Annotated in this window: 16 protein-coding genes and 1 tRNA gene; 3 read left to right on the top strand and 14 right to left on the bottom strand. The window is 41.0% G+C overall.

All coding sequences use genetic code 11. The features are described from left to right. Positions 1–92: 92 nt before the first annotated feature. The 5 genes from AC13CS_RS03385 to porV form a co-directional block, all read right to left on the bottom strand. Positions 93–1,082: a M28 family metallopeptidase gene (locus AC13CS_RS03385; RefSeq protein ID WP_293168869.1), complete on the bottom strand. Its 990-nt coding sequence runs from the start codon at positions 1,080–1,082 to the stop codon at positions 93–95. 276 nt (positions 1,083–1,358) lie between these two features. Further along, positions 1,359–2,999 (bottom strand): pyruvate dehydrogenase complex dihydrolipoamide acetyltransferase, encoded by a 1,641-nt coding sequence (locus tag AC13CS_RS03380; protein ID WP_293168871.1) that lies wholly within the window; start codon positions 2,997–2,999, stop codon positions 1,359–1,361. 4 nt (positions 3,000–3,003) lie between these two features. Further along, the gene (gene pdhA / locus AC13CS_RS03375) at positions 3,004–4,002 is read right to left on the bottom strand and encodes a pyruvate dehydrogenase (acetyl-transferring) E1 component subunit alpha (protein ID WP_293168873.1); all 999 of its coding nucleotides are present in this window, start codon (positions 4,000–4,002) and stop codon (positions 3,004–3,006) included. 82 nt (positions 4,003–4,084) lie between these two features. Continuing rightward, positions 4,085–4,576: a cytidine deaminase gene (gene cdd / locus AC13CS_RS03370; RefSeq protein ID WP_293168875.1), complete on the bottom strand. Its 492-nt coding sequence runs from the start codon at positions 4,574–4,576 to the stop codon at positions 4,085–4,087. Positions 4,577–4,650: 74 nt separating this feature from the next. Next, positions 4,651–5,796: a type IX secretion system outer membrane channel protein PorV gene (gene porV, locus AC13CS_RS03365; protein WP_163626194.1), complete on the bottom strand. Its 1,146-nt coding sequence runs from the start codon at positions 5,794–5,796 to the stop codon at positions 4,651–4,653. Positions 5,797–6,189: 393 nt separating this feature from the next. Between porV and gldJ the strand changes: the two genes are divergently transcribed. Together gldJ and AC13CS_RS03355 are read left to right on the top strand one after the other, a co-directional pair. Continuing rightward, a complete protein-coding gene (gldJ, locus tag AC13CS_RS03360; RefSeq protein WP_293168878.1) occupies positions 6,190–7,839 on the top strand; it encodes a gliding motility lipoprotein GldJ in 1,650 nt (549 codons plus the stop codon). A gap of 65 nt (positions 7,840–7,904) precedes the next feature. Next, entirely contained in the window at positions 7,905–9,179 is a 1,275-nt protein-coding gene (locus AC13CS_RS03355; RefSeq protein ID WP_293168880.1) for a UDP-N-acetylmuramoyl-tripeptide--D-alanyl-D-alanine ligase, read from the top strand. Between the two features lie 12 nt (positions 9,180–9,191). Here the strand turns inward: AC13CS_RS03355 and AC13CS_RS03350 are convergent. Beyond that, positions 9,192–9,266, bottom strand: a tRNA-Val gene (locus AC13CS_RS03350). Between the two features lie 28 nt (positions 9,267–9,294). Continuing rightward, positions 9,295–9,708: a 6-carboxytetrahydropterin synthase gene (locus AC13CS_RS03345; protein WP_293168882.1), complete on the bottom strand. Its 414-nt coding sequence runs from the start codon at positions 9,706–9,708 to the stop codon at positions 9,295–9,297. 167 nt (positions 9,709–9,875) lie between these two features. Here AC13CS_RS03345 and AC13CS_RS03340 point away from each other — a divergent pair, with 167 nt between their 5' ends. Then, positions 9,876–10,559 (top strand): metal-dependent hydrolase, encoded by a 684-nt coding sequence (locus tag AC13CS_RS03340; protein ID WP_293168884.1) that lies wholly within the window; start codon positions 9,876–9,878, stop codon positions 10,557–10,559. Between the two features lie 260 nt (positions 10,560–10,819). Here the strand turns inward: AC13CS_RS03340 and AC13CS_RS03335 are convergent, their stop codons facing one another. The 7 genes from AC13CS_RS03335 to AC13CS_RS03305 all read right to left on the bottom strand — a co-directional run bounded on the left by AC13CS_RS03335 (position 10,820) and on the right by AC13CS_RS03305 (position 19,837). Then, complete coding sequence (locus AC13CS_RS03335; protein ID WP_293168886.1) at positions 10,820–13,903, bottom strand: efflux RND transporter permease subunit; 3,084 nt, start codon at positions 13,901–13,903, stop codon at positions 10,820–10,822. 12 nt (positions 13,904–13,915) lie between these two features. After that, positions 13,916–15,421, bottom strand: coding sequence for an efflux RND transporter periplasmic adaptor subunit (locus AC13CS_RS03330; RefSeq protein ID WP_293168888.1), 1,506 nt, complete (start codon positions 15,419–15,421; stop codon positions 13,916–13,918). Between the two features lie 11 nt (positions 15,422–15,432). Further along, positions 15,433–15,678 (bottom strand): hypothetical protein, encoded by a 246-nt coding sequence (locus AC13CS_RS03325; RefSeq protein WP_163627548.1) that lies wholly within the window; start codon positions 15,676–15,678, stop codon positions 15,433–15,435. Positions 15,679–15,697: 19 nt separating this feature from the next. Beyond that, positions 15,698–16,882, bottom strand: a complete 1,185-nt coding sequence (locus AC13CS_RS03320) for a TolC family protein (RefSeq protein ID WP_163627546.1) — start codon at positions 16,880–16,882, stop codon at positions 15,698–15,700. A gap of 81 nt (positions 16,883–16,963) precedes the next feature. Next, positions 16,964–17,392, bottom strand: a complete 429-nt coding sequence (locus AC13CS_RS03315; RefSeq protein ID WP_293168890.1) for a sulfite exporter TauE/SafE family protein — start codon at positions 17,390–17,392, stop codon at positions 16,964–16,966. 214 nt (positions 17,393–17,606) lie between these two features. Continuing rightward, positions 17,607–18,173 carry a BfmA/BtgA family mobilization protein gene (locus AC13CS_RS03310; RefSeq protein WP_163627542.1) on the bottom strand — a complete coding sequence of 189 codons (567 nt, stop codon included), beginning with the start codon at positions 18,171–18,173 and terminating at the stop codon, positions 17,607–17,609. Positions 18,174–18,565: 392 nt separating this feature from the next. After that, a complete protein-coding gene (locus AC13CS_RS03305; RefSeq protein WP_482888400.1) occupies positions 18,566–19,837 on the bottom strand; it encodes a site-specific integrase in 1,272 nt (423 codons plus the stop codon). Positions 19,838–20,003 lie beyond the last annotated feature (166 nt).

Genomic DNA, 20,003 nt, shown 5'->3' with positions numbered 1-20,003 from the left:
AATGTATTGTATTGATTGTCATTCCCGCGTAAGTGGGAATCCGTATATATTCTGGATTTCTCACCCTTGTTCAAGGGGTTCGAAGTGATATTCTACTCATTTAATTTGATTTCTTGGTTCGGTGCATTGGCAATACTTTCAATTACTGGAATGGTTTTGTTCACCAAAGTAGCCATGTGACCGAAATCCATAAGGTCGGGCTCATCACCTACTTTATGATAGTGGTTAAAGTTGGTAAAATCAAAAGTGCAAAACGTATGGGAGGGCACACCGAACTCTTCGTGGAATGGATAATTGTCCGACCGTTGATAAAGGTTATACTCTTTTGCCGTGGGTAAAAAACCCACTAAATTCTCCTCTGCATACGTATTGCTGACCTCAGCTAAATTGGACATATCATACCCCGTTATGTACATGAAATAATCTTTTCCCTTCAAAGGAACTCCGGTCATTTCAAAATTGAGCATGGTATAAAGATTCAAATCCTGCTCCTTTAATTTTTTGGCCAAATGTTTGGATCCCAACAACCCTTTCTCTTCGGCGCTGAACAAAGCAAAAATCAGACTACGTTCGTTGGTTTTATGGGTTCCGAAGTAACGAGCCAATTCCAAAACCGTAGAAGTTCCCGAAGCATTGTCGTTGGCCCCGTTTGCAATATAGTCCCCATTTTCGGGTGCTATGGCACCAATATGGTCGTAATGCGCACCGATCAGGATGAACTCATCTTTTAAATCAGGGTTACTGCCCTCAACCACTCCTACAATATTATAAGATGCTTTTTTAAAGTTTGATAGGGTATCGCGATAGGTTTCAAAATAGGGTTTGAGTCCGTAGGACTTGAAATAGTTCTCGATATATTTTGCTGCCATTTCAATACCTTCACTCCCTGCTTCTCGTCCTTTAAGATCGTTGGAAGCCAAATAATCCATCATCTCCCCTATTCGTTCAGCATCGGTAAATGTATTGTTTGAAGTTGTGTGCTTTGATGATTCAGTAGTTTCAGCCGTTGCATTTTGAGTTAGCTGCGTAGATCCGCAATTCATTGCTAAAAGCATGACCAAAGTATAGGACAGTATTTTCATTTTTTTGATTTTTGAATTTTTTAAAGATAAAAAAAGCATCCCGAAAAGGATGCTTTTTGATTTATGTTATTGAACTCGTCTTGAGTTTCCAATATTCGCTGCAAATTGGTCTTTTGCACCCATATTTCGTCTTTTTTTTTACCTCGTAGCTCTGCTATGAGGCTCAAAAAAACCTTCATCTGGGCACAAAATCTTTAATTTTCGCTTGAATTTGACAACTCAAGACGAGTTCATTGAATGTCCCCTTCGATTGCACTCAGGGGTTACATTTTAAAACTATGCCAACATGGTAACCGGGTTTTCCAAGTATGCCCTCAATGTTTGAAGGAATTGAGCTCCAGTGGCGCCATCAACTGTTCTGTGATCGCAAGCCAAAGTAATCTTCATGGTGCTACCTGGTACAATCTCGCCATTTTTCACTACTGGTTTATCTACAATAGCTCCAACGGACAAAATTGCTGAATTAGGCTGATTGATGATGGAAGTGAATTCCAAGATACCGAACATTCCCAAGTTGGATACGGTAAAGGTGCTCCCTTCCATTTCATCTGGCTTTATTTTCTTGTTTCTAGCTCTTCCTGCCAAATCTTTAACCGCGGTTCCAAGTTGGGTCAAACTCAATTGGTCGGCAAATTTGATTACGGGAACCACAAGACCTTCATCTACAGCTACTGCCACACCCATGTGAACATGATGTTTGTACAACATGGAATCACCGTTCCAAGATGTATTGACCTGCGGATGCTTTTTAAGCGCCATGGCACAGGCCTTCAATACCATATCGTTAAAAGATACCTTGGTATCGGGCAAATTGTTGATTTGTGCACGTGAAGCCTTTGCATTGTCCATATCTACCTCTATAGTAAGGTAATAGTGCGGTGCGGAGAATTTGGATTCTCCCAAACGCTTGGCAATCACCTTACGCATGGTAGAGTTTTTAACCTCCTCTATGCTTTCTTCGCCAACAGGCAAAGCAACAGGTGCTACTGCAGGAGTTGCCTCTGTTTTATCCGCTGAAGGAGCTGATTTTGCAGCTGGCGTAAAGTTCTCTATGTCTTTTTTTACAATTCTTCCATTATCGCCTGTTCCTTTTACATCTGCCAAGTTGATGCCTTTTTCTTCGGCAATCTTTTTAGCCAATGGTGAAGCGAAAATGCGCTGTCCATCTTGGGTAGCCGTTGCTGTTTCTTCTTTTTTGGAAGTCTCTTCAGCTTTTGGGGCTTCTTCTTTGGTTGCTTCAGGTTTTGAAGCACTCTTGGAAGAACCACCTCCCGCCTGTGCTTTCAACACAGCATCAACATCGGTTCCTTCTGGGCCAATAATGGCCAATAGGGAATCAACCGGGGCGCCTTCGCCTTCTTGAATACCGATATGCAACAGGGTTCCGGAGTAGAACGATTCAAATTCCATCGTAGCTTTATCGGTCTCGATCTCAGCCAATATATCTCCTTCTTCTACTTCATCGCCAACACTTTTTAACCAGCTGGCCACGGTTCCTTCTTCCATGGTATCGCTCAATCGCGGCATGGTCACGATTTCCACTCCTTCAGGAATATCGGCTGGCGCACTCGCCGGAGCTGAACTTTCTTCGGCTTCGGCTTTGGGTTCAGAAGCATCTTCTTTCGCCGCCGCCTCGGACGAACTGCCAGAACCGTTCAATAGACCTGAAATATCTTCTCCTTCCTCTCCTATTATGGCCAAAAGTGAATCAACCGGGGCCCCTTCACCTTCCTGTATTCCGATATGGAGCAAAGTCCCTTCATGAAAAGATTCAAATTCCATGGTGGCTTTGTCCGTTTCGATTTCAGCCAATATATCTCCTTCTTCGACTTTGTCCCCTACGTTCTTGAGCCATTTTGCCACGGTTCCTTCTTCCATGGTATCGCTCAATCTAGGCATGTTGATTACTTCTGCCATCTAATTATAATTTATGTTGTAAAAATGGATAGTCTTCTTGCTCGTAAACGGTGTCGTACATTTGTTCTATTGGTGGGAAATCTGATTCTTCAGCAAATTTCTCGCACTCTTTTACCAAGTCCTTCACCTTTTTGTCGATTTTCTTAAGGTCGTCTTCAGATGCATATCCTTTCTCTAGGATAACATCTTTTACCTGAGTAATCGGATCTATCTTTTTATACTCTTCTACTTCTTCTTTTGTTCTGTAATGTTGGGCATCCGACATGGAATGTCCACGATACCTATATGTCTTCATTTCCAAGAAAGTAGGTCCGCCTCCTGTTCTTGCTCGCTCAATGGCCTTGTCCATCTCTTTGGCAACAATCGCAGGATCCATTCCATCTACGGGACCACATGGCATTTCATAACCGAGTCCCAACTTCCAGATATCGGTGGAGTGCGATGTACGGGCTACGGATGTTCCCATGGCATAACCGTTGTTCTCACAAATAAAAACTACGGGCAATTGCCACAGCATGGCCAAGTTGAAGGCTTCGTGAAGGGATCCTTGCCTTACGGCACCATCACCCATATAACAAAGGGTTACGGAATCCCTTTTAAAATATTTATCCGCAAATGCCAAACCGGCTCCCAAAGGAATTTGCCCTCCAACGATACCGTGTCCACCATAAAAGCGGTGCTCTTTGGAGAAAATATGCATGGAACCGCCCATACCTTTGGAGGTTCCCGTTACTTTTCCATAAAGTTCAGCCATCACCTTTTTTGGATCCACGCCCATACCTATTGGCTGAACATGGTTTCGGTAAGCGGTGATCATACGATCCTTTTCCAAATCCATTGCATGCAATGCACCTGCTAGAACTGCTTCTTGACCATTGTACAGGTGCAGAAACCCTCTAACTTTTTGCTGAATATATACGGCGGCAAGTTTATCCTCGAACTTTCTCCAGAAAAACATGTCCTCGTACCATTTAAGATAAACTTCTTTGGTAATTTTTTTCATCTATAGTAGTATTAAATGAATTTTCCCTTGTAGTAGGGAAGAGCAAAAATACATATATATCTGTTTTGGAAAAAGAATTGAATTAAGAATCGCCCAAAAATGAGTTATTGAATGCCAAAGGCAAAATATCGGCCACGGAACTACATTTGTAAATCGGGCCTTTTTCCGACCTGAGCAACAACGTAATTGGAGTGTTTTGCTTTTGTTCGTATTCTATAATGGACTGTCTGCAATTGCCACAAGGAGCTGCTGGAACCCCTACCTTATGTTTAGAGGACGAAGCACTAATGGCAATGGATTTAACGGCCACCCCAGGATATTTGGCACCTGCATGGAAAATGGCCACACGTTCGGCACAAAGGCCCGAAGGGTACGATGCATTTTCTTGGTTGTTGCCAATGACCACTTCCCCGTTTTCCAACAATACCGCCGCACCCACTTTAAACTTAGAATAGGGCGCATACGCATTCTCCCTGGCCTTGGCAGCGTCTTGTAACAATTTTTGGTCGTTTTGTGACAACTCGTTTTCATTCTCATAAATGAGCAGTTCAAAACCAATTTTCTTTTTTTCCATCTAAACTTGGGTGTATTCAAAAATAAAAAAACCTGCCCAAGGGACAGGTTTTTTCCTATTTATTTTATGCTTTCTTAATCATTGTAAAATTCTTCTCCCAAGTTAAAAGTGAGCGAGAATCGCAAGGTGTTTTCCAGTGGGTTTCTAACCTGTGAGGTTGAGAACAAATAGGAAAGATCTATTTGCGCTGATTTAAACATGAAGCCAGCTCCGAGCGTAAAGAACTTACGGGAACCTTTTTCTTCACTTTCATTAAAATAACCGCTCCGCAACATAAAAGCTTCTCTGAACCTATATTCTGCACCAAGTGCCCAGGTTACTTCTTTAAGTTCTTCCCCGAATCCATCCGGCGCATCACCGAAAGATTCAAAGACTCCCTTGAAAAATCCTATTTGCTGGTATTCATTGTTATCATCCGAATCAATATCCCCATCTCCATCAAAATCTCTTGGTGTGGGCACCAAAAGTTTATTGAACTCTGTATTGATGGCCAGCACATTGTCTTGGTCGAAGATAAAATCAAATCCACCACCGAACTTTAGGTTGGTAGGCAAAAAGTTTTCCTGTCCGCCTTCATCATATTGTATGGAACCCCCCAAATTGGAAATATTAAACCCAGCTCTCCAACGTCCATCAAAATTACTATAAGCTATTTCCGGAGATCGGTAAAAACCCGATACATCTACTGCAAAGGCATTGGCCGCCTGAGAATCTTGTATACCATCTTGAAACCTGAGATTGGAACTGATAAATCTACCTGCCACGGCCATGGAAAAGGTTTGGCTCAATTTTAAGGAATAAGAACCATCCAAGGCAAATTCGTTGGGCTTCACCAAAGTGGCCTGCTGATCAAATGTTTGCCTCAATTCAATCTCTCCCAGACCAAAGTAACGGATACTAAAGGCGAAAGCACTCCTATCATTTAATTTGTTATAAAAGTTGGCATTTAATAAGGATACATCGTTTACAATGCTTTCCAAATACGGGGTATAGCTAACTCCAATACCCATTTTTTGAGTGGCAAAGGCATATTTTGCAGCGTTCCATTGTTGGGAATACACGTCAAAAGAAGTGGCAACGCCCATATCTCCCATACCGGAAGCCCGTGCATCGGCAGCAATCGTCAAAAATGGTACAGCCGTTGTGATCGCCCTTTCTTGCTGAGCGCTAAGTTGTGCTGCCATGAACAGGAAGGCAACCACTATCAATAACTTTTTCATTCTAAAATTTTAGCATTTAGTGTAGTCTTGGTTCCAATAAAAAGTTTTGGAAGCAATACAAATTAAACGGTCTTTTGCCTAAATTCTTATATAGGAACACATATTTTTTAGAGTTAATCGTCCAAAACACTACTATTTTGGTTAAATGGTAAAATTAAGGTCGAACATCTTACCCAAACCGTTAAAAGCCAATCATCTTATACTAATTTACCCCCTTCTCCGTTACAGAAGTGTAGCATGTACCAATTATCACATTGCTAGAAATATTTGATGAGCACAAAATATAATGGCAAAAACACCGTTTTAATGCCATTGAAGGATTTTAAAAATCAAAACAAGTCGAAGTTACTGAGGGTGTATAGCCCTGAGTTTTAAAGTACTCAAGCCCAAATTATGAAAAAACACTTAATTAAAGTTGTACTTTCTTGCGCCGTAGTGATGGGAGGTTTTTCCAGTTGCAAAAACTCCTCTTCATCCAAGAACGTCTCCAGAGCCACCGGTTGGAAAATTAATGCCAAAGAAGGGGGATTTCAATACAATTCGGATTTTAAGGAGCAAGAAACTCCTCCAGGAACCGTATTTGTAGAGGGTGGAACGTTTACCAAAGGTAAGGTCCAAGACGATATAATGCACGATTGGAACAACACCCCGACCCAACAACACGTGCAATCCTTCTATATGGATGAAACCGAAGTGACCAACGTAATGTACTTGGAGTACTTGGATTACCTCAAAGAAGTTTATCCTCCGGACAACCCCAATTACGCCAATATATACAAAGGCGCACTACCAGATACCTTGGTTTGGAGAAACCGATTGGGCTTTAACGAAACAATGACCAACAACTATCTAAGACACCCTGCCTATGCAGAATATCCCGTTGTGGGTGTTAATTGGGTACAAGCTACCCAATATGCCGAATGGAGAACAGATAGGGTCAACGAAGTAATGCTGGAAAGAGAAGGGTATTTGGCCGAAGATTCCAAATACAAAGTTCTAAACGGCGAAATTGAGGGCACTTTTAGTACCGAGGCTTATTTAAACAATCCAGAATCTGTTTATGGTGGTGAAATAGATTCCCTGCAAGGAAAACAAAAGAAAGACTCCATCAATGCATTTGCCAAAAGAAGTAGCGGCATAATAATGCCAGCCTACAGGCTACCCACCGAAACCGAATGGGAATATGCTGCCCAAGCTCTTGTTGGAACCAGAGAATACAACAACTACCGAGGTAGAAAAAAATATCCATGGGAAGGTGATTACACCCGTAACGGACAACGAGTAGGTCGAGGAGATCAATTGGCCAACTTTAAGCAAGGTAAAGGTGATTACGGCGGTATTGCCGGATGGTCCGACGATGGTGCCGATATTACCGGAGAAGTCAAATCCTATAAGCCCAACGATTTTGGACTTTACGACATGGCCGGAAACGTAAACGAATGGGTGGCCGATGTGTACCGTCCCATTGTTGATGATGAAATAAGCGATTTCAATTACTACCGCGGAAACGTTTTCATGAAAAAAGCTATTGGCGAAGATGGAAAAGTCGAAATATTGAGAGATGAAATAGTTTATGATACTTTGCCCAATGGTAAAATCGTGGCCATCAATCTTCCAGGAGAAATCAAAGAAGTTCCTGTTACAGAAGAGGAAACTTATCTAAGAACCAATTTTGACAAAAGTGACAACCGTGGTTTTAGAGATGGTGACCCAGGATCCTCCAGATTCTTTAGCCGTTTTAGCGATGAAGAGGACAACCAAAAAATGTATGATGCGCCCAAACATTCGGTAGAACGAAACGAAGAAGGTGAATTGGTCCGCCAATATGATGAGTCAAACTTTAGAACCTCATTGATCAACAACGAGGTCCGTGTATACAAAGGCGGATCATGGAGAGATCGAGCTTATTGGTTAGATCCTGCCCAGCGTAGATACTTGCCACAATATATGGCAACAGACGATATTGGCTTTAGATGTGCCATGTCCCGAGTTGGGTCCAAATCCAGAACCAAAAAAACGGTACGCCATAAAAAAGCGAGATAAAAAACTTCTTGAGTATTTTAAAAAACCCCGGCCAAAAGGTCGGGGCTTTTTTTTATCTTCGATTTATGACAATAAAAGAGTTGCATGCTCTATTTTTAGAGCACCCCACCATATGTACGGACACCCGGAAAATCACCGAAAACTGTCTGTTCTTTGCCTTAAAAGGGCCAAATTTTAATGGAAATGCCTTTGCACAAGAAGCTTTGGACAAGGGTACAGCCTATGCCATTATTGATCAGGAAGAATTTAAAACTTCGGACAGACTGCTTCTAGTTGACGATGTTTTGGCTACCCTGCAACAGTTGTCTACCTATCACAGGAACTATTCCAAAGCAAAAATAATATCGCTAACGGGAAGTAACGGGAAAACCACGACCAAGGAACTCATTAGTGCGGTAATCTCGAAAAAATACAAGACTATTGCCACCAAGGGCAACCTCAACAATCATATTGGAGTTCCATTGACCCTCTTATCCATTGAAGAAGATACCGAAATGGCGATTGTGGAAATGGGTGCCAATCACAAGAAAGAAATTGAATCACTCTGCGGCATTGCCCAACCCGATTTTGGATACATTACCAACTTTGGCAAAGCCCATTTGGAAGGTTTTGGAAGCATTGAAGGAGTGATCCAAGGCAAAAGTGAGCTTTACGATTATCTTAAGGCCAACGATAAATACATCTTTTTAAATGCAGATGATGACGTTCAGAAAGAAAAATTAAGTACTTACACCAAAAAGATGGGCTTTAGCACGAGCGACCATCAATATTACAACATCAAATTTTCCGGGGTTCACCCTTATGTCTCATTAGAGGTAGAAGGAACACAAATACATACACAATTGGTGGGCAAATACAACTTTCCCAATTGTTGTGCGGCGATCCTAATGGGCAAATATTTTAATGTTCCTTTGGAAGACATTAAATCGGCCATTGAAAGGTATCAACCACAGAACAATAGATCACAGATACTTTCCAAAAACGGTTTTGATATTGTACTTGATGCGTACAATGCCAACCCCACCAGCATGAAAGCTGCCTTGGAAAATTTCAGTTTGATGAATGCCGACCGCAAAACCCTTATTCTTGGTGATATGTTTGAGCTTGGCAATACCGCTTCTGAAGAGCATCAAGCTATTGCCGAACTTGCAAAAGAATTGGGTTTTGACGATGCCTATCTGGTCGGGGAAAATTTCCATGACACTAACACTACACTGAATAAGTTCAAGTCTTTTGAAGATTTAAAAGTGCATCTTTCAAAAAAACCTTTAAAAAAAGGAGCTTTACTCATTAAAGGTTCACGCGGAATGGCATTGGAAAGAGTTCTGGATCTTTTATAAGAAGAAAAATTGTGGGATATACTGGATTCGAACCAGTGACCTCTGCCCTGTCAAGGCAACGCTCTAAACCAACTGAGCTAATATCCCATTACAAAACGGGCTGCAATATCGGAAATTAATCCCAATCTCCATACTCTGCCGAGTTCTTTGATGTTTCGTGCAAGGTAATATGCAACATTTGCCCCTTTTTAAGTTTTGGTTTTAGAATATCATATATAACTTTTACGAAATACTCCGTTGTGGGCAGTAAATTTTCAAACTCCGGACAATCTTCGTTCAGGTTCTTATGATCAAACCTGTCCTCCACCTCATCTTTGATCAATGCACCCAATTCCGCAAGATCCATTACAAAACCAGTATCAGGATCAACCTCGCCCTTTATTCTTACCTCAAGATCAAAGTTATGACCATGAAAACTAGGGCTGTTGCATTTACCAAACACCTCAATGTTCTTTTCCTTGCTCCATTTGGGATTATGGAGCCTGTGAGCTGCATTAAAATGGGCTTTTCTACAAATCGTGGCAATCATACTGCAAATTTAAGTTCTTTTTCTTCAATCGTATTTTATTGATTCAAAAAATTATGCAAAAGGATCTTCAAGATTTCCATTTCGAATTGAAATTGACCAGTGTTCTTGTTAACTTTATAAAATAGGCCAAAAGCCTTCAACTTTACACATCAAATAAAATATACACTATGAAAATTACCTATTTAGGGCATGCGACCTTTTTAGTTGAGATGAACGGGAAGAATATTTTATTCGACCCTTTTATTACTGGAAATGAAATGGCCTCCGATATCAATATTAATGACCTTAAGGTCGATTATATTTTTGTGACCCACGGGCACCAAGACCATGTTCTGGATGTGGAAGCCATAGCCAAGAACAATCCTAAAGCATTGTTGATATCCAATTTTGAGGTGGTTAGTTGGTTTGCCAACAAAGGCATCAACGGACATGGCATGAACCATGGTGGTAAGTTCAAATTTGACTTTGGCACCGCCAAATATGTGAATGCCATCCACTCCAGCATGCTGCCCGATGGAAGCAATGGAGGCAATCCAGGGGGATTTGTGCTCTGGGACGATTCGAAATGCATATACATTGCCGGGGACACTGCCTTGACCAAGGATATGGAACTGATTCCTAAAACCTGCCCAAAATTGGATATTGCAATTTTACCAATTGGAGACAATTTTACCATGGGTTACGAAGAGGCAACCATTGCCAGCGATTTTATTGAGTGCAACCAAATAATAGGATGTCATTACGACACCTTCCCTCCTATTAAAATTGATAAAACCAAGGCAGTTGCATATTTCGAGAAAAAAGGAAAGAAATTGATGCTTCCGGATATTGGGGAACCCATTACCGTTTAAAACAAAAAAAGCCTCCGATTTCTCGGAGGCTTTTTTTTTGGTGGGCGCTGAGGGATTCGAACCTAATTCGCCAACCCTTATGTTTATTACGTTTTTCCTTGCCTATGTTTTTGTTACTAACCGAATTACAGATAATTTATAATACTCTACCTTCGTAGACTATAAAATTAACCATAAAATATTAAACCGGCTTTTAGCGTGTCATTTTCCTTTTAAAAATTAAGTGGGCTGCTCCAATATGAAGTAGCCCAATTTCCTTTTTATTTATTTTTGCTAATCACCAATTCATAAACACAAGGAATTACAATTAGGTTCAAAAGGGTCGCAGATAGCAAACCTCCCAAAATGACCACGGCCATCGGGCTTTGTATTTCACTGCCTGGCTGGCCTCCTTTCAAGGCCAAAGGAATCAATGCCAACCCTGTGGTAAAGGCCGTCATCAGAATAGGGTTTAACCTATCCAATGCCCCGGTTTTAATCAGATCTATTCCTGTTTTCCCTTCTTGTCGCAAATCTTCGTATCGAGATACCAAAAGAATACCATTTCGGGTTGCAATACCGAACAAGCTTATAAATCCAATGGTTGCTGCAATACTTACGATTCCAGATGTGAAATACACGATTAAAATACCACCAATCAATGCCAGAGGCAAATTGATGAGCACCACAAAGGCCAATTTTACATTTTTGAACTCATAATACAGCAACAGGAAAATGATACCAATGGCCAAAAATGCAGTGACCAATAACAATTGAGATGCTTTGGATTCACTTTCAAACTGTCCGCCATATTGTACACGATACCCTTCAGGAAAGTTAATGGTACTGTTGACCATGTCTTCAATCTCGTTTACAGCACTTCGAAGATCTCTGCCCTGTACATTGGCGGCAATCACAATCTTACGCTGGACATCTTCTCGACTGATAGTATTTGGGCTGCTTACAGATCCTATGGTCGCCAATTCACCCAACACGGTCTGTCCTCCATTAGGAAGGCTTACCAAGGTATTTTTGAAGTTCTCAATATTATCACGAAAGGGTTTTTCGTAGCGTACCACCAAATCGAAATATTGTTGGCCCTCATAGATTTCGCCTACTTCCTCACCAGCAAACGCAATGTCCACTTGTTCCATCAAATTGCCAACTGTCATTCCGTATGCTGCCAATATTTGGCGTTTGGGTTTGATCCGAATTTGGGGAACTTCTATTTGCTGGTCAACCGCCACGTCTGCCAATCCATCAATGGATTTGATGTTTTGCTCCACCTGTTTTCCCAATTCAAACAAACGTTGTAAGTCAGAGCCAAAAATTTTGATCGCAATATTGGCACGCGTTCCCGATAGCATATGGTCTATACGGTGTGCAATAGGCTGCCCAAGGGTAATGTTAACCCCGGGCACCACACTCAATTTGGTACGGACTTCCTCGAAAAACGTTTCTTTGGTTTTACCATCCAATATAAATGGCACATCAATTTCGGCAGCATTGACCCCTTGTGCGTGTTCGTCCAGTTCCGCTCGGCCAGTTCTGCGGGTCACCACTTCAACTTCGGGCATTTCCAACAACAAGTTTTCTATTTGTTTCCCTGCCTTGTTACTTTCTTCCAGAGACATCCCGGGAGGACCAACCGCACTGATCACCAATGAACCTTCATTGAACTCGGGTAAAAAACTCCTTCCCAATTGGGTTGCCAATCCCAAACTCAAAACAAAAGCAATCACAGTTACACCTATCACCGTCTTTGGGAACTTGATCACCTTGTCGAGTGTGTTTGCATAACGTTTTTGAAGCCATTGTTCCACTTTTGTGCCCTCGGCTTGCTTGTTCAACAGCTTTTCGTTGTTCAGCAAATACGAACATAATACCGGGGTTACTGTAACCGCAACAATCAAAGACGTTAATACGGATGTTACAAAAGCAATCCCGAGCGGTTGTAATAATCTACCTTCCATTCCACTCAAAAAGAACAGAGGCACGAACGAAACAATAATGATTAAGGTCGCTATGATGATGGAACTACGAATTTCCACAGAAGCATCCCGTACCACAGTAATTACCGATTGCTGTACTTCTTTTGGTAAACGGCTGTTTTCACGCAAACGTTTATACACATTTTCCACATCTATAATCGCATCATCCACCAAAGCACCAATGGCAATGGCCATACCGCCTAAACTCATGGTGTTTATGGTATATCCCATTAGTTTTAAGATGATGATTGATACCAATAATGAAATAGGAATGGCCAACAACGAAATTACCGTGGTACGCCAGTTCATCAAAAAAATGAACAATACAATAACCACGAAAAATGCACCTTCCAATAAGGTCGAATTTAGATTGCTTATGGAAGCCTCAATAAAATCGGATTGTCTGAAAATCTGACTTCTGATTTCCACGCCTTTTGGTAGGGTTTTCTGCAAATCTGCAATAGCCTCATCCAATTGTTCGGTCAATTTTAACGTATTGACATCGGGTTGTTTAGAAATGGTCAAAATCACTGATTCCTTCCCATTCAATGAACCATCTCCAATCTTGTCCGATGCCCCGATCTGTACGGTGGCGACATCTTTGATTTTGATGGTCTGACCGTTGATCTGTTTTACAACAGCTTCCTGTAAATCTTCCAATGCATAGGCCCTACCACTACCTTTGATGATGTATTGATTGCCGTACTGATTCACAATACCACCAGGAGCATTTACATTGGCTTCCTTAACGTGCTCTACCAGTTCTGACAAGCTCACGTTGTAGTGCTTCAGCTTTTCGGGATTGGCAAATACTTGGTATTGTTTGTACTCACCACCAATAACCACCACATTGGCGATACCGCCTATTGCTTTGATGCGTGGACGAATCGTCCAATCGGATAGGGTACGTAATTCCATGGGCGACAAACTATCAGATGTTACTCCCAATAGCATAATCTCTCCCATAATGGATGAAATGGGGGCCATGGTTGGTGCACCGATACCTTCAGGCAGATTTTCACGCACCATCGGGATACGTTCACTTACAATTTGCCGTGCCCTGTATATATCCGTTCCCCATTCAAATTCAACCCAGACAATGGAAATACCCGCTGCCGATGACGAGCGAATACGTCTTACATTGGGCGAACCGTTCAGGGCGGTTTCCAATTGATAGGTTACCAGTTTTTCCACTTCTTCCGATTCCATTCCATGGGCTTCGGTAAGAATGGTTACCGTAGGTGCTGTGAGGTCTGGGAATACATCAACATTCATTGTTTTTGCATAGTACACTCCCAATACACTCAACACTACGGCTCCCAACAAAATCAGCAAACGATTATGTAGGGAACTATTTAATATTTTAGTCAACATAATTTTTGCTTTTTAGTGTTCATGGCCATGTGCAGGGGTTGTTCCTGACATGGAAGCCATTTTTACCTGATACGCACCTGTGGTTACCACAACATCACCAGCTTCCAAACCTTTTAAGACCTCTACATTTTCACCATTGCGTTTACCTATGGTAATTGATCTCCGTTCAAAGCTTTCTCCCGAAAGTTGCACCATAACCGAATAGTTACCGTAATCTTCCAGTAAGGCCGATTCGGGAACAAGTGTGGTTTGTTTACCATCACCCATTGCAATCTGTACTTGGGTTAAACTACCGTCTGGAACTGCAATAATGTCGTTCACTCTGGCAAATACTGAAATCAATGGACTCTCCATTTCCACATCTTTTGAAATGGATAGGATTTCACCATCTGAATCTGAAATGTTTTTCCAATCACCAGTTTCCGTTTGATACCATAAACCTTTGATATTTTCCATGGTCAAACCATAGGTGGGTGCAATCTGAGATTTCAATACTTTTGAATCCTCTGTTGCCACACTGATCAATACAGCTCCCTGCTCTACATAATCACCATTGGCCACATTTACAGATCTTATAAAACCATTAAAAGGTGCTCGAATCTGTTTGCTGTCTCCCGAAACTCCCGAAGCAATGGATTGATATTCTGCCTTTGCTATGGCATAATTACTTTCCACTTTTTCAAATGCAGCCTTTGGAATTATTTTACTCTCGTAGAGTTCCTTTTTTCTGTTGTATTCCGATGCTGCCTGATCATAATTAGCCTTTGCTTTGGCCACCTCGGCACTTAAATTATTGGATGCCAAGCCTTGGCTGCTCACGTTTAATAGCAATTGTCCTCTTGTTACCTCCATACCCTCGGTAAGGTTTAAAGTTGAGAAGTTGATGGTTCCATTGGCCGTTGCCACCATTGTTTTTAATGCCCCTTGGGCTGGCTGCCAAACCCCAGAGGTTTTGATAACATCATATATTTCACCTTTTGTTACAGGTTCAGTTTGGAAAGCTGTTTTCCAAGCCTGTTCTTTCAAAAATGAAATGGATCCATCCTCTCCCGCTTCACCCAAAGCTTCTTTGGCTTCGTCCAAACTGGCATAGACCATAATATCCTCGATTACGATTTTATCAGTGTATTGCGGGGTGGTAAGATCAAAAATCAATTGATGTTCCCCAGATCCTGTGGGCTGAAGCAGTGGAGAAAATATACCTGGTGACGAGGGAGCGTCCGCAGTTGACCGTATTCCTTTTTCTCCTTTGACCAGACTTACCGTAACCGAACCTTCCCGTACTGGCTGATGTTTGTCCAATACAGTAAAATGTGCGGCGAACTTGCTCGGTTGTCCAACAATCAATGCTGGGAACTCTACAAACAGTTCGGTGTCATCTGTCCAAATGGTATAATCCAAACGAGGCGTTTCATCCCCTACATGGCTGCCATCTGGGTTATGGGCATGATCTTCTTCGTTATTTTGTTTACAAGCTGTTGCCATTAAGGCAAGCACAATTATTAAATACTTTTTCATTGAATTGTTTTTTAGTGATCGTGGTGTGTTTCTCCGTCCTCGTGGGTATGGGTGCCCTCTTCAGTTTTTACGGAGTCCTTATCCATGGTAAATTCCTCTTGTTTAACTTCTTCCTGTTCGTGCTTATGGTCTGCACCTTCCCCATGGGTATGTCCATGGTCGTCTTTGGGTTCTTCTTTTTTGGTGTCGCGACATCCTGTAATTCCTATTGCAATGATTACCATTGATGCCATTAAAATTTTTGATACTGTTTTCATCTTTTTGTTTTTTAAGGTGTTACAATTGATGTATTAATAATTGTGCTTGTAATTGCTGTAATTGTTTTTCCATTTCCAACATCCTATCGGTTGCATCCCGATAAAACTGAACTTCCATATAATATTCCAAAAAGGAATATTCCCCCAGACTATAGGCTTTAAATAAAAGTGCTTCGCTATCTAGGTTGGATAGGGTTTCTTGATATTCGGTGTATTTGTTGAACAACAAAAGGTACTGGTTGTATTCTTGTTGAAATTGTGAATACATCAATGCCCTTGTTACTTCTGAATTGGTTTGCTGATACTCAAAGTCGGCCTTCGCCGCCTTGACTTTGTTTTTACTGTTCCATAAGGGAATGGACAAACCGCCAAATACCCCAGAATAATCATTGCCATTCACACCTTGGTAGTTATATCCCAATGAGATATTAGGAAGGACTTTGTTCTTTTCCAGTTTGACGTTCTGGAAAGCAGAAGCTTCATTAGCTTGAAGTTCAGTCAATCTTGGGTCATTGGCCAGTTTTTCACTCCAAATTGTCTCAATGCTTTGTAATTGGACAGGACTGTCCAACTGCAAATCATTCATTTCAATGGATTGGCCACCATTTAGCGTTTGCAATTCGGTCAGTTGGTTTTGTATATCTGCTTGTATCTGTTCCACAACAAACTGTTCCTGTATCCAAGCTACTTTAGCCTTGTTGAGATCCAAAATTCCAACCTGTTCCTTATTGTACATTTCCTGGATTTGTTGGAAGACCTCCAAACTTTGGGTTTTCCGGACCTCTTCAATCTCCAGCCTTTTTCGAAGCATGTTCAGATTGATCAAACCCTTCTTCGCATTCAACAATATTTCTTGACGCTTTTTGGTATACATCGCTTCCAATTGATCCTCTTGAAGCTTGTTCCATTTATTGCGTGCCAAATACACTGTGGGAAACTCAAAGGATTGTGATACTTCAAATTCTGAATAATCGTCCGATTGGTGTTCACCAAACGGTAAATAATACCCAAGAACTTCTGGATTCGGTAAATTGTTGCCACTTTCATTTAACAGTTGCTGCCCATTGATATATGACTGGTAGGCCTTCAACTCTTTATTGTTCTGTTCTATTTGGCTTAGTACTTTCTCCATCTCAGTGGATTGTGAAAACACTTTACCAAAAAACAGGTATACGCAAAGAGCGCATACGAATTTAAATTTCATAATGATTTTGTTTAGGTTTATCAAAAATTGAGAAACAAACAAACTGATCCAATTACTAGTGGAATCAGTTTGCCTTCTTGATTAACCTAATGAAGGGGGTCCCCGGAGTGAATAATTGAATAAATACGCTTTTCGAAGCTTGTCTGGTGGATGATACCATTTCTTAACTATGGTATCTGATTTATAAAAAGTATAAATGACCAGCTTAGGAAATCGCGTTTTTGCTATTAATTTTTCTACGGAAACTTTTTCGACTGTTCTTTGCTTCAATACCAATATATCGGTCGTGGTATTGGTATGGGCATGCATTTCAAAAAACCAATCCAGGAATCCTTTTGTTGGATTTTCTTTTTCCGTTTCATCGGAATGATGGTCGTGATGGTTATGTGCCACATCATGACGATGCTCCTCTACATGTTGATGATGCCAGTGTGGTACTACTTTGTGCATCAAAAGCATACTGAGTATCCCCAGAAAGAAAAGTGCCTTTATGTTTCGGTATTTTCGCATCTGATTCAAAGATAGGAAACTATATAGAATCCGTGAAGACGTTTTTCAGTGGAATCTATGTTCGTTTTAAACAAAATGCTCTCAAAACCTTGGTATGAAATAGAAATCGATATAAGGGCGAACGCAACGAAGTGGAGTGCTGCAAGCCCCAAATCTTGCCAAACTAACCTTACTGAGCGAGGCAATTTTATCTATTAACGATATAGTCTCCTCATCATTTGAGGTAATCCAATGGTCTGTTTGCTTCACGTCTATATCGTTCCAACCGCCCTTCCGTTATTTCAAGCTTCAGATAGCTTTTCCCAAAACTGCTCTTGACCACCTTGACATTATCAAGTATACTATTTAAATCCGATTGGAGCGAGGCCGCCTTTTCCTCCAACCGATCATACTTGATTTTCGGAACAGTTACTTCACCCTCGAACACTGGGTCTGGCTTTGGTGGATTCTTTTCGATCATGTCCTCAAGAAAATCATCCCCATCTTCATCATTGTCCAATTCCTGATTGAACAGGGCCTGCATCATACCAATGGTGGGCAAGGTTTGGTTCTTTTCAATGTCCCTGATTATGGCAATGACCGCATCTGTCCGTTTCCTGTTTTTAATGATCTCTTGACCTATGCTCTTTTCAAATCTTTCAGATGGCATAAAACCGTGCCACTCAAAAAAGTCCATTACCATATCCAAGGTATGGGAATAACTCTTGCCCACTTTTCTTGAAAAGACCTTGAATCTTAATAGTGTCCTTTTCTTTATTCGTACTGCTCTAAAATCGTCCATAATACATGTTTTAAAGGGCTCAATTGTTACAATTTTGTTCAGTAATTACATGTACTTTCAACGTTTTTGCAACAATAAAAACCGTAATCTCTGAATTCAAACATTTCCAAAAACCCTTACAAACAGGGCTTTTCCGAAGGAAAATGAATCAATAGCGCCGCTTTAGCGCGCTATCCTCTTGCTTTTCAACTTAGTGTCGCCAAGGCGACGCTAAATAGAAAACTTTTGCCAAAGCAGGTTGTAGATTGCGCCCTATCAGTTTTTTGCTCAACGCTTATCTTCCCGAACACTACAAAAACCCGATAGGAACCAAGCGCAAAAGTCTGGGTAAGATTGGGACTAAAAATCTTCGATAGTTTCGGCACCCTAATCATTGCAATGAATTCTCAAGGTTAAAAGACAGAGTTACCAAACTTCTCGTTATCATCAATTGAATCTGAGAAATTAGATTCCAGAATTGATTCCAAACCACTCATATCCTCACTGATTTTTTTATCCAAGACCCGCGCATAAATTTGGGTCGTGGCCAATTCTGAATGTCCTAATATTTTGGAAACCGTCTCGATAGGTACTCCATTGCTTAATGTAATGGTGGTGGCAAAGGTGTGTCTCGCCATATGGAAAGTTATGTGTTTATTGATATGGCATGAATCCGCAATCTCCTTCAGATAGCTATTTAATTTTTGATTGGAAATTCTGGGAAATAATTTATTTGTACGCCTTTTCGGATGATAGTGATATCTCTTAACAATCGACAATGCCGGTCCCATTAAAGGCAACTTGAAGCTGTTCTTGGTCTTTTGTCTTTTTGTACTTATCCAATGCTTTCCATCGATACCCAATACTAGATTGTCCTCATTAAGGTTCATTATATCACAATAGGCAATGCCCGTGTAGCAACTAAAAACAAATAAGTCTTTTACAATTCGTAACCGTTCAATCTTGGTTTGGAAATCCTGAATTTTTCGTAATTCTTCCAAGACCAAAAAATCCCTTTCTTTTTTTTCCATCCTAATCTTAAATTTTTGAAAGGGATATTTTTCTATCCATTCATTGTGAACGGCCATTCTTACCATCTTTCTCAAACGCTGGATATGTTTCATTGCCCCGTTGTTAGAAAGTCTACCATGATGGTGGATAGGGTGTAGCTTTCGCAAGTAGGTCTCGAAACCCACAACAAACTGATGGTTGAGCTGTGACAATCTGTAATCATTACATTTATAGTGCTTCTTCAGATAGCCCAATAAATACTTCTGGGTGGTTTTATAATGGCTCAGGGTCGCTTTACCCAGATTATGTGCGCCATGGAGGTTATGGTATTCAAATAGGGCCGTTAACGTCATTTGGTTCTCATCCTCCCCAAAATATTTCGCCTTGACCATTTGCGGTGTAATGTGGGTTCCTTTGGACCTTAATTCACGATAACATTGGAAAAGTTCGGTTTCAACCTCCATTAAATAGGCGTTGATTTCCTGCGCTTCCGCTGTGCGCCCCAGAACCCTCGATCCCTTTCGGTCCCAACTTTCGGCAGGAATGGTATATTTGAGGCTCATGTTAACTCGTTGTGAATCAACGGTGATACGGGCATAAATCTTTGCGGTACCATCGCTCCTCCTTGAAGTGCTTATCCAAAAACTGATTGAAAATGTAGACCGGGTTCTCATAGGTTTTGTATTAAATTGAACGAAAATCACCTACGAAAGTCAAATACTAAGTGTCTGTAATATAGTTATTTACAATCTTATTCGGTTAACACTTTGTTGAAAAAATTTTACTAACCGAATTGCAAACCAAAACATACTAAATCAAACCAATTCAAATGAAGGCCAT

Source organism: Flagellimonas sp. B-3, assembly GCF_056857835.1.
This window is presented reverse-complemented; position numbering and strand designations above follow the sequence as displayed.

Excerpts from the sequence above, each read along its gene's own strand:
- AC13CS_RS03330 (WP_293168888.1), bottom strand. The coding sequence starts at position 15,421 with ATGAAAAAGTATTTAATAATTGTGCTTGCCTTAATGGCAACAGCTTGT.
- AC13CS_RS03385 (WP_293168869.1), bottom strand. The coding sequence starts at position 1,082 with ATGAAAATACTGTCCTATACTTTGGTCATGCTTTTAGCAATGAATTGC.
- AC13CS_RS03325 (WP_163627548.1), bottom strand. The coding sequence starts at position 15,678 with ATGAAAACAGTATCAAAAATTTTAATGGCATCAATGGTAATCATTGCA.
- AC13CS_RS03315 (WP_293168890.1), bottom strand. The coding sequence starts at position 17,392 with ATGCGAAAATACCGAAACATAAAGGCACTTTTCTTTCTGGGGATACTC.
- pdhA (WP_293168873.1), bottom strand. The coding sequence starts at position 4,002 with ATGAAAAAAATTACCAAAGAAGTTTATCTTAAATGGTACGAGGACATG.
- AC13CS_RS03310 (WP_163627542.1), bottom strand. The coding sequence starts at position 18,173 with ATGGACGATTTTAGAGCAGTACGAATAAAGAAAAGGACACTATTAAGA.
- AC13CS_RS03380 (WP_293168871.1), bottom strand. The coding sequence starts at position 2,999 with ATGGCAGAAGTAATCAACATGCCTAGATTGAGCGATACCATGGAAGAA.
- AC13CS_RS03305 (WP_482888400.1), bottom strand. The coding sequence starts at position 19,837 with ATGAGAACCCGGTCTACATTTTCAATCAGTTTTTGGATAAGCACTTCA.
- porV (WP_163626194.1), bottom strand. The coding sequence starts at position 5,796 with ATGAAAAAGTTATTGATAGTGGTTGCCTTCCTGTTCATGGCAGCACAA.
- AC13CS_RS03340 (WP_293168884.1), top strand. The coding sequence starts at position 9,876 with ATGAAAATTACCTATTTAGGGCATGCGACCTTTTTAGTTGAGATGAAC.
- AC13CS_RS03345 (WP_293168882.1), bottom strand. The coding sequence starts at position 9,708 with ATGATTGCCACGATTTGTAGAAAAGCCCATTTTAATGCAGCTCACAGG.
- AC13CS_RS03335 (WP_293168886.1), bottom strand. The coding sequence starts at position 13,903 with ATGTTGACTAAAATATTAAATAGTTCCCTACATAATCGTTTGCTGATT.
- cdd (WP_293168875.1), bottom strand. The coding sequence starts at position 4,576 with ATGGAAAAAAAGAAAATTGGTTTTGAACTGCTCATTTATGAGAATGAA.
- AC13CS_RS03320 (WP_163627546.1), bottom strand. The coding sequence starts at position 16,882 with ATGAAATTTAAATTCGTATGCGCTCTTTGCGTATACCTGTTTTTTGGT.
- AC13CS_RS03355 (WP_293168880.1), top strand. The coding sequence starts at position 7,905 with ATGACAATAAAAGAGTTGCATGCTCTATTTTTAGAGCACCCCACCATA.
- gldJ (WP_293168878.1), top strand. The coding sequence starts at position 6,190 with ATGAAAAAACACTTAATTAAAGTTGTACTTTCTTGCGCCGTAGTGATG.